This is a genomic window from Aurantiacibacter spongiae, from assembly GCF_003815535.1.
In the GTDB taxonomy this organism is placed as follows: Bacteria; Pseudomonadota; Alphaproteobacteria; order Sphingomonadales; family Sphingomonadaceae; genus Alteraurantiacibacter; species Alteraurantiacibacter spongiae.
Genome location: NZ_RPFZ01000001.1, coordinates 2,838,133 through 2,847,857, shown reverse-complemented (window position 1 = coordinate 2,847,857; position 9,725 = coordinate 2,838,133). Strand labels below are relative to the sequence as shown.

General features: G+C 65.5%; 9 protein-coding genes. 5 read left to right on the top strand and 4 right to left on the bottom strand.

Annotated features, from left to right (window positions below; translation table 11 throughout):
• From EG799_RS13845 to EG799_RS13830, 4 genes are all read right to left on the bottom strand, one after another.
• On the bottom strand, positions 1-842 hold an 842-nt coding region (locus EG799_RS13845; RefSeq protein WP_181950905.1), incomplete at its 3' end, for a dihydroxy-acid dehydratase domain-containing protein.
• Positions 843-958: 116 nt separating this feature from the next.
• Positions 959-1,684, bottom strand: a complete 726-nt coding sequence (locus EG799_RS13840) for an N-formylglutamate amidohydrolase (protein WP_123882487.1) — start codon at positions 1,682-1,684, stop codon at positions 959-961.
• The gene (locus EG799_RS13835; protein ID WP_123882484.1) at positions 1,681-2,490 is read right to left on the bottom strand and encodes a 4-(cytidine 5'-diphospho)-2-C-methyl-D-erythritol kinase; all 810 of its coding nucleotides are present in this window, start codon (positions 2,488-2,490) and stop codon (positions 1,681-1,683) included. The genes EG799_RS13840 and EG799_RS13835 overlap by 4 nt, the downstream gene beginning before the upstream one ends.
• A gap of 207 nt (positions 2,491-2,697) precedes the next feature.
• Positions 2,698-4,344 (bottom strand): electron transfer flavoprotein-ubiquinone oxidoreductase, encoded by a 1,647-nt coding sequence (locus EG799_RS13830; RefSeq protein ID WP_123882481.1) that lies wholly within the window; start codon positions 4,342-4,344, stop codon positions 2,698-2,700.
• Positions 4,345-4,453: 109 nt separating this feature from the next.
• Here EG799_RS13830 and EG799_RS13825 point away from each other — a divergent pair, with 109 nt between their 5' ends.
• From EG799_RS13825 to EG799_RS13805, 5 genes are read left to right on the top strand one after another with little or no spacing between them, the layout of a single operon-like run.
• Positions 4,454-5,179, top strand: coding sequence for a uracil-DNA glycosylase family protein (locus EG799_RS13825; protein WP_123882478.1), 726 nt, complete (start codon positions 4,454-4,456; stop codon positions 5,177-5,179).
• Complete coding sequence (locus EG799_RS13820) at positions 5,176-6,939, top strand: transglycosylase SLT domain-containing protein (protein WP_123882475.1); 1,764 nt, start codon at positions 5,176-5,178, stop codon at positions 6,937-6,939. The genes EG799_RS13825 and EG799_RS13820 overlap by 4 nt, the downstream gene beginning before the upstream one ends.
• Positions 6,939-7,466 (top strand): molybdenum cofactor biosynthesis protein B, encoded by a 528-nt coding sequence (gene moaB, locus EG799_RS13815; protein WP_123882472.1) that lies wholly within the window; start codon positions 6,939-6,941, stop codon positions 7,464-7,466. The genes EG799_RS13820 and moaB overlap by 1 nt, the downstream gene beginning before the upstream one ends.
• Positions 7,467-7,508: 42 nt before the next feature.
• Entirely contained in the window at positions 7,509-8,543 is a 1,035-nt protein-coding gene (locus EG799_RS13810) for a sodium:calcium antiporter (protein WP_234029168.1), read from the top strand.
• A 49-nt stretch (positions 8,544-8,592) separates the two neighbouring features.
• Positions 8,593-9,669 carry a PA0069 family radical SAM protein gene (locus EG799_RS13805; RefSeq protein ID WP_123882468.1) on the top strand — a complete coding sequence of 359 codons (1,077 nt, stop codon included), beginning with the start codon at positions 8,593-8,595 and terminating at the stop codon, positions 9,667-9,669.
• Positions 9,670-9,725 lie beyond the last annotated feature (56 nt).

Genomic DNA, 9,725 nt, shown 5'->3' with positions numbered 1-9,725 from the left:
GTGTTGGTCGATCCACCCATCGCGATATCCAGGCTCATGGCGTTCTCGAACGCCTCGAAACTGGCGATGGAGCGCGGCAGGACGCTGGCATCGTCCTCCTCGTAATAGCGTTTGGCGAGCGCCACCACGAGCCGCCCGGCCCGCTCGAACAAACCCTGTCGGTCGGAATGGGTGGCGAGCTGCGATCCGTTGCCGGGAAGCGAGAGGCCGAGCGCTTCGGTCAGGCAGTTCATGGAGTTGGCGGTGAACATGCCGCTGCACGATCCGCAGGTCGGACAGGCCGACCGCTCGATCTCGGTCACTTCCTCGTCCGAATACCTCTCGTCGGCCGCCGCCACCATCGCATCGACCAGATCGAGCGCGATCTCCTTGCCCTTCAACACGACCTTGCCCGCTTCCATCGGCCCGCCGCTGACGAATACGCACGGCACGTTGAGGCGCATCGCGGCCATGAGCATGCCGGGGGTGATCTTGTCGCAGTTGGAAATACACACCATCGCGTCGGCACAGTGGGCGTTGACCATGTATTCCACGCTGTCGGCGATGAGGTCGCGACTTGGCAGCGAATACAGCATCCCGTCATGCCCCATCGCTATGCCATCATCGACGGCTATCGTGTTGAATTCCTTGGCGACACCGCCCGCCGTCTCAACCTCCCGCGCGACGAGCTGACCCAGATCCTTGAGGTGGACATGCCCGGGGACAAACTGTGTAAAACTGTTGACGATGGCGATGATCGGCTTGCCGAAATCGCCGTCCTTCATACCCGTCGCCCGCCACAGCCCGCGCGCACCCGCCATGTTGCGGCCATGGGTCGAAGTGCGGGAGCGATAGGCGGGCATGGCGTGTCCTGACGGATGGCGAAGGGCTTGGAACGCGCCCACGATAAAGCATTCGGCGGCGCGATCGAAACAGGAAATCCCTTCTCCCGGACAAACGCGGCTTGGCCCGGTGTCGCTCAGGCGCTCTCGAGGGCCAGCTTTACCCGGCCCGCGACGTCGGCGACGATTGCCGCCCAGCGCGACTGGCCGCCCTCGTTGGCGATCAGGTCGTTGCGGATCTCGATGGCGCAATAGGGGCGTCCGTATGCCTCGGCGTGGCGGTTCATCGTGGCGTTGAGTTCGCGCCCCGAATAGGGTTCGTTGTCGCCCACCGTGCAGCCCAGTTCACCGAACAGCCGAATGGCATGCTGCGCGGCCCGGTCATCCTGATTGTAGAGCAGGCCGATCTCCCACGGCCGGTCTTCCTCGCGGCTTTCGAGTTCGGGCGTGAAGCTGTGGATCGACAGGATCAGGCCCGGCTCAACCGCGTCGAACCACGCTTCCATCGCCTTGTGATAGGGCCTGTGAAACCGGTCGAGCCGCATTTCGCGATTGGCGCCGATATTGCCGGGGACCAGCGTGCCGTCGGTGCTTTCGGGGATGAGAGCGGGGTTCTCCTCCTCCCGGTGAAGGTCGATGACAAGCCGGCTGACCTCGCCCAGCATGGCCGGAATGGAATGGCGGCGGGCCAACCGCTCGCACACGCCGGCGGCGCCGATGTCATAGGCGATGTGCTTGCTCAGCGCCGCATCCGGCAGACCGAGATGAATATCCTCGGGCACGTAGTTCGAAGCATGGTCGCACACCGCGACGATGCCGCCGCGCCGGGCTTCTCCGATCATGCGGAAGACGGGTTCGCTCATCGAAGACTGCCTTTCATCTGCCACCAGCCGGGGTGGGCACGCTCCAGTTCGGCAGCCCCCTTATCGCGTTCGGCGACATTGTCATACAGCGCAAAGCAGCTTGCCCCCGATCCGGACATGCGCGCGAGCCGGGGTCCGGTGGCCGCGAGGGAATCGAGACAGTGACCGATCTCCGGCCGCAGCGCGCTCGCGACCGGTTCGAGGTCGTTCCGACCGTTCGCGGCGATGACGCTCACCGGACCTGTCGGCATGGGGCCGCGGTCCGCACCGTCCCAGGCGGCGTAAACTTCGGCGGTGGAGAGCGGAACGCGCGGGTTGACGAGGAGAACGGGCGTTCCGGCCAGATCGTTCTCCACCGGCTCGATCTCCGTCCCGATGCCACGCCCGATGCAGGTGACGCTCTCGACGCAGGCAGGCACGTCCGCGCCCAGCCGCGCCGCCCGCTCGCGCCAGTCGCCAGGCAGGCCGTGCCGCTCGCGCACGATGCGGAACACCGCGCCCGCGTCCGCCGAACCGCCGCCCAGCCCCGCGGCGACGGGCAGGTTCTTCTCCAGCGTAATCGCGAGGCCGTCCGCTCGCGGCAGCGCCGTCAGCGCCTTGGCGACGATATTGCCGAACGGATCGTCGAGCGCGCCGGCGAACTCGCCCAGCACCTGCACGCTGTCCGCCTCGGCCGAGCGTGCCGTCAGCCGGTCGCCAGCGTCGACGAAGGCGAACACCGTCTCCACTTCGTGATAGCCGTCCTCCCGGCGGCGGCGCACATGCAGGGCGAGGTTGATCTTGGCGTAGGCGATCTCGGCGGACATCAGCGCTTTCCTACTCCGTCCGCCCGCGACACCATGCTCGCGGCTCTTTGCAATCGTCGTTTTCCGCCGCGCTCTTTTTTTGACGACGCACACGTGTCAACTTCGCCAGACCGCCCGTTCGCCGCGGGAATGCGCGGGGTTCGCGCTCTGCGGGCCGATTGACACGGTGTCAACTTCGTCAACCCCTCGCGCCGTGTCCGGACGGCCTCACATATTGGGGTAATTCGGCCCGCCACCGCCTTCGGGCGTGGTCCATTCGATGTTCTGGTTCGGATCCTTGATGTCGCAGGTCTTGCAGTGGACGCAGTTCTGCGAGTTGATGACGAATTTCGGCTCTTCGCCGTCTTCACGCACCCATTCGTAGACCCCCGCCGGGCAATAGCGCGTCGAAGGGCCGGCATAGACGCCCAGCTCGCTCTCGCGTTGCAGGTCCATGTCCTCGACGAGCAGGTGGTTGCGCTGGTCCTCCGCATGGTTGGTGAAGGAATAGGATACGCTGGTCAGCCGGTCGAAGCTGATCTCTCCGTCGGGCTTGGGATAGGCGATGGGCTGGTGCAGGTCGGCACGCTGCAGCACCTCGTAATCGCGGTGGTGCTTCATGCTGATCGGCAGACCGATCTTGAGCGTGCGCATCCACATGTCCGCGCCCGCCAGGACGGTGCCGATATCGCCGCCATACTTGGCCACCGCCGGCTGCGCGTTCCGGACCTTCTTCAGTTCGTCGGCGATCCAGCTATTGCGCAGACTGGCATCGTAATCGGCCAGTTCGGTATGCTCACGCCCCTCTGCCAGCGCGGCAGCCACGCTCTCGGCGGCCAGCATCCCGCTCTTCATCGCGGTATGGCTGCCCTTGATGCGCGGCACGTTGACGAAGCCCGCCGCGCAGCCGATCAGCGCGCCGCCGGGAAAGGCGAGCTTCGGCACGGACTGCCAGCCACCCTCGTTGATGGCGCGCGCGCCGTAGGCGACGCGCTTGCCGCCCTCCAGCATCTCGCGAATGTCGGGATGGTGCTTCCAGCGCTGGAATTCCTGGAACGGCGAGACATAGGGGTTCTTGTAGTCGAGCGCCGTCACGAAGCCGATGGCGACCTGTCCGGCGGCCTGGTGGTAGATGAAACCGCCGCCCCAGGTATCGCTCTCGGAAAGCGGCCATCCCTGCGTGTGGACGACCTTTCCCGGAACGTGCTTGTCCGGGTCGATATCCCACAATTCCTTGATGCCGAGGCCATAGACCTGGGGCTGGCAATCGGCCTCCAGATCGAAACGCGCCTTCATCTTCTTGGTCAGGTTGCCGCGCGCGCCCTCCGCGAAGAGCGTGTATTTCGCCTCGATTTCCATGCCAGGCTGGTAATCGGCCTTGTGCGATCCGTCCGCCGCGACGCCCATGTCCTGCGTGATGACGCCGGTGACCGCGCCGTCCTGGGCGAACATGACTTCCGACGCCGGGAAGCCGGGAAAGACCATGACACCCAACGCCTCGGCCTGCTCCGCCAGCCAGCGCGCCAGATTGGCGAGCGATCCGGTGTAGCATCCGGAATTGCTCATTAGCGGGGGCATCAGCAGATGCGGCAGGCTGGTCTTGCCGCCCTTGCTCAGCATCCAGTGCAGGTTCTCGGTGACGGGGGTTTGCGCCATCGGGCAATCCATGTCCCGCCATTCGGGAAGCAATTCGTCGAGCGCCTTGGGATCGACCACCGCGCCCGAGAGAATGTGCGCGCCGATCTCGCTGCCCTTCTCGAGCACGACGACTTCGCAATCCTCGTTCAGCTGCTTCAGGCGGATCGCCGCGGAAAGGCCGGCAACGCCCCCGCCGACGATCACCACATCGACGGGCATCGATTCCCGTTCGCTCATCGGCCTGCCCCGTTTTGCTTTGCATTCATGGTCATGGGACTTGATAGCTGGGCCGCGACAGGTCAAGAGCGCGAGGCCCGAACCCATGGAAAACCGCGCGGAAACATCCTTGGAACGCTCTCTTGCACGACAGTTCGCAGCCAGCCTCGACTGGTGGCGCGACGCGGGCGTGGATTGCGACTTCGTGGACGAGCCGCATTCCTGGCTGGAGTCCGAAGAGTCCGGGGACAAGGCCGCGGCGATCGAACGCGGCGTCGCCGCCCTGTCCGAGGTGAAGACTCCGCCCCCGCCCTCCATCGGTGCCGAAGACCTGCCGGACACGCTCGAGGCCTTCCGGACATGGTGGTTGGAAACCGATCACCCGGCCATTCCCCGGGGGCGCAGGCGGGTTGGACCGAGGGGAGTATCCGGCTCGGAACTGATGGTCGTGGCACCGATGCCGGAGGCGGAGGACGGCGAATTGTTGCTATCGGGCCGGCAGGGAACGCTCATCGCGAACATCGCGCTGTCCATCGGCTTCGCCCCGGACAAGGTCTATTGGGCGAGCGCCCTGCCCGCCCATATCGCCTTACCCGACTGGGAACTGCTGGGGGCGCAGGGACTGGGAACGGCGCTCGCCCATCACGTCGCGCTTGCCCGCCCCTCGCGCCTCCTGCTGATGGGCAGCCGCCTGCCCTCGCTGCTCGGTCACGACGCCAGCGCGGCGCCCGAAAGATTCACCGCCGCAGGCAATGTTCCGGCCCTTGCCACCTTCGCCCCCGAACGTCTGCTCGACCACGCCCGCCAGCGGGCGCGGCTGTGGCATCGCCTTCTCGAATGGAAAGCTTGCGCATGAAACTGACCTCCTCCGCAATCGCCGGCGCCCTGCTGGCCGGCATGCTGACCGTGCCAGCGGCGGCGCAGGACACCTCCCGGACATACTTCACCGCGCGCATCTACGACCGTGCGACGCCGCAGCAATTATCCGCCGAGGAGCGCGCCTATTACATCCAGGTCTTCGCTGCGCTGGACCGGCAGGACTGGGCCGGGGCCGAAGCGCTGCTGGCCCAGCGTGAGCCCGGATTGCTGCACGACGTCGCGCGGGCCGAACTCTACACCGCGCCCGGCTCGCCCCGGGTCGAGGCCTGGCAGATCGAGCAATGGCTCCAGACCGGGCGCAACCTGCCGCAGGCAGCGCAGCTGGTCCGCCTCGGGCAGACACGCGGACTGAGTGGCGATTACAGCCTGCCCTATGCGCGCGATCTGGTGTCCCAGGGCAGTATCCCGCGGCGCACGCGCCCTGCGGAAACGAATGACGGCACGATGCCGGCCGAGATCAAGGAGGCCATCCTCGATCGCATCGTCAACGACGATCCGGACGGCGCGCGAATGCTGCTCGACGGGGTGGACTATTCGCTCAGCCCCGCGGCGCGCGCGGAATGGCGGCAGCGCGTGGCGTGGAGCTACTTCATCGAGAACATGGATGCACAGGCGCTCGCCATGGCGCAGACCGTCGGGGCCGGAAGCGGCGCGTGGGTGGCGGAAGGCGACTGGACGGCGGGCCTGGCCGCCTGGCGGCTCGACGATTGCGAAACGGCGAGCGGCGCGTTCCAGCGCTCGGCGGCCAGTGCGATCAATCCCGAACTGCGCTCCGCCGCGCTCTACTGGGCCTCGCGCGCCGCGTTGCGCTGCCGCCAGCCGGAACTCAGCGCGCGCCTGTTGAACGATGCGGCGGTCATGGACCAGACGCTGTATGGCATGCTCGCCGCGGAACAGACCGGCCGGACCCTTCCGACACGCGTCGAGAATGCCGACTTCACGGCGGCGGACTGGCGACGCCTGGGGGGCAACCGCAACGTGCAGATCGCCGTCGCGCTCGATGAGATCGGGCGCGACGTGCTGGCCAGCCAGGTATTGCTGCACCAGGCGCGCATTGCCGACCCTTCGGATTACGAACCGCTGTCGCGACTCGCTCGTGAACTGGGCTTTCCCCAGACCCAGCTGTTCATGGCGTATAACGCTCCGGTCGGCACGCAGGCCAACCCGGCATCCTACTATCCCGCCCCGAAGGTCGCGCCTCTCGGGGGCTGGGAGATCGATCCCGGGCTGGCATTCGCGCATATTCTCCAGGAATCGGCCTTTCGCGAAAGCGCCGTCAGCGGCGCCAACGCCCAGGGGCTGATGCAGATCACGCCCGCCACCGTTCGCCAGCATGCAGCCTGCGTCGGCCGCCCAGCGAGCGCGATCGATCCGTTCGATTCCGACACGAACCTTTCCCTCGGACAATGCAACCTCCAGATGGTCGCGCGCGACCCGGCCACGCAGGGGCGCCTGCCGAAGATCATGGCGGCCTACAACGCCGGACTGACCCCGGTACGGCGCTGGGAGTACGAGGTGCAGGACGAGGGCGATCCGCTGTTGTACATGGAAGCGATCCCGTACTGGGAAACGCGGGAATACGTCTCCATCGTGACGCGCAACTACTGGATGTACGAACGCCAGGCTAACGCCGCGTCTCCCACGCGGCATTCGCTGGCGCAGAACGACTGGCCCATGTTCCCCGAAACGCACGGATCCGACGACGGACGGGTCTACATGTCGGCCGGGGGCGATTGATGGCGATCGACGAGAGCCGGACCTTCCTCCCGCTGCAGATCGCGCTGCTCACCGTTTCGGACACCCGGACGCTCGCGGACGACACGTCCGGCGACATTCTGGCGGAACGCATCGCGGCCGCCGGTCATGGCTTGGCAGCGCGCGATATCGTGCGCGACGATGCCGATCTGCTCGCCGACCGCCTGCGCGGCTGGATCGCGGATGGCGGCGTGGATGTCGTCATCACCACTGGCGGGACGGGCCTGACCGGCCGTGATGTCACACCCGAAGCGCTGGACCGGATCAAGGACAAGGATATTCCGGGATTTGGCGAACTCTTCCGCTGGATCAGCTACGAAACCATCGGCACCTCTACCGTCCAGTCGCGTGCCTGCGCAGTTCTGGCCGGCGGCACCTATATCTTCGCGCTGCCGGGTTCCAACGGCGCGGTGAAGGACGGCTGGGACCGTATCCTGGCCGAGCAGCTCGACGCCAGAAACCGTCCGTGCAATTTCGTCGAACTGATACCCCGACTGCGGGAACGCTAGTCCGGCTGTATCGCTGTTCCGTGATAGCCGAGGGGGAGGCCGTTGCCGCACATCGCAGCTTTCGACACGACGACGCTGCTTGCCGCGTTCGCCATTTCCGCGGTCGCGATCGCCTGGTTCGGCAGCAAGATGGCCGGCATCGCCGATACGCTCGCCGACCGGACGGGTCTCGGCGAGGCGCTTATCGGCTCCATCCTGCTGGGCGCGGGAACGAGCATATCGGGCATTGTCACTTCGGTAAGCACGGCGGCGAGCGGTGCGCCCGAACTGGCCGTCTCGAACGCACTGGGCGGAATTGCGGCGCAGACGATGTTCCTGGCGCTGGCCGACATAGCCTATCGCAAGGTCAACCTCGAACATGCCGGTGCCAGCGCGGTCAACCTGGGACAGGCGAGTGTCCTTATTATTCTCATAGTCCTGCCGATCATGGCTTACGCCGCCCCGCCATTCGCAATACTGGGCGTCAATCCGCTCAGTCCCGTTCTGGTCGGGGTATATCTCGTCGGTCTGCACAACTCTCACAAAATCAAGCTCGATCCGATGTGGCGACCCAAGAAGACGGCGGCGCTGCGGCAAGAGGAAGAGGATCAGGAAGATGATCCGCGCCCGACCTGGCTGTTGACCACTCTGTTCGCCGGGCTCGTTCTGATCGTGGGATGTTGCGGATGGGTAGTGGGCACCGCCGGGCTGGAACTTTCGGCGCGGTTCGGCATCTCGCAGGGTGTGGTCGGCGCGCTGGGAACGGCCATAGTCACCTCCTTGCCAGAACTCGTGACCACCATCGCGGCGGTCCGGCGGGGCGCGCTGCAACTGGCGATCGGCGGCATCATCGGCGGCAACATGTTCGACGCGCTGTTCGTGGCGGCGAGCGACGTCGCCTACCGCGAGGGCAGCATCTACAACGCCATATCCGAACGCGCCGTGTTCTGGATGGCTCTCGTAGCACTGATGACAGCCGTCCTGCTGCTGGGACTTCTGCGGCGGGAACGACAGGGTCCGGGGGGCATCGGATGGGAATCGGTGCTGCTGCTCGGCCTGTGGCTTGGCGGGGCGACATTGCAGATCGCACAAGGATGAAGAGACGTTTTGTTCTTGTAATGTTCTAGCCCTTTCCTAAACTCCGCTCATGTCCGGCGATCCCATCCGCGGTCGCGGCGCGCAGAGCGCCGGCGTTTCCAGGCGTTTCGGCCTTGCGGAGAGGATGGCGGATGGCGACTGGCGAGATGCGATGGAAGCGCTCGACGGTCCACCGGTGAAGTTGCGCACCACGGTGACCGAGGAACGACCGAGGACCATCCTGTCCTTCAATCAGTCGCCCGACATCTTTTTCGACAGGTCGATCAATGCTTATCGCGGCTGCGAACACGGCTGCGTCTACTGCTTCGCCCGGCCCACCCACGCCTATCACGACCTTTCGCCCGGGCTGGACTTCGAAACCAGACTCTTCGCCAAGCCGAACGCCGCCCGCCTGCTGCGCGAGACGCTGGCGCGCCCCAAATATCGACCCAGGCCGATAGCGATGGGGACCAATACCGACCCCTATCAACCGATAGAAAACCGCTATCGGATCACACGCGAGTTGCTGGAAACCTGCCTCGATGCTCGCCATCCCGTCACCATCACGACCAAATCGGATCGCGTTCTGCGGGATCTCGATCTCTTGCAGGAGATGGCTGAGAAACGCCTGGTCGCCATTGCGATTTCCGTTACCAGCCTCGATCCCGTACTGTCTGGAAAGCTTGAACCACGCGCTGCGGCTCCCGCGAAGCGCCTGGCGGCGCTTGGTGAACTCGCGCGGGCGGGAATACCCACCCATTGCTCCATCGCGCCTGTCATACCCGCGATAACCGACAGTTTCATGGAGGAAATCATCAGCCGGTCGGCGGCGCTCGGCGTGCAGTCAATCGGGTGGATACCGCTGCGACTGCCACATGAGGTCGCGCCGCTGTTTCGTGAGTGGCTCGACGTGCATTTTCCCGAACGGGCCGGAAAGGTCATGGGGATCGTGCGCTCGATCCGCAACGGAAAGGACAACGACCCGGATTTCTTCACTCGCCTGCGCCCCAGCGGCGTCTGGGCGGACCTGTTTCGCGCACGGTTCCGCCTCGCCTGTCGCCGCGCGAAAATCCGCAAGGTGCGCTTCGAACTCGATTGCGGAAACTTCCGTCCGCCGGAAAATGGGGGCCAGCTTCGCCTGCTGTAATGCGATGCGAGATCGACTGTCGATGACTTTGCACGGTAGCAATTGGCGCCTACACC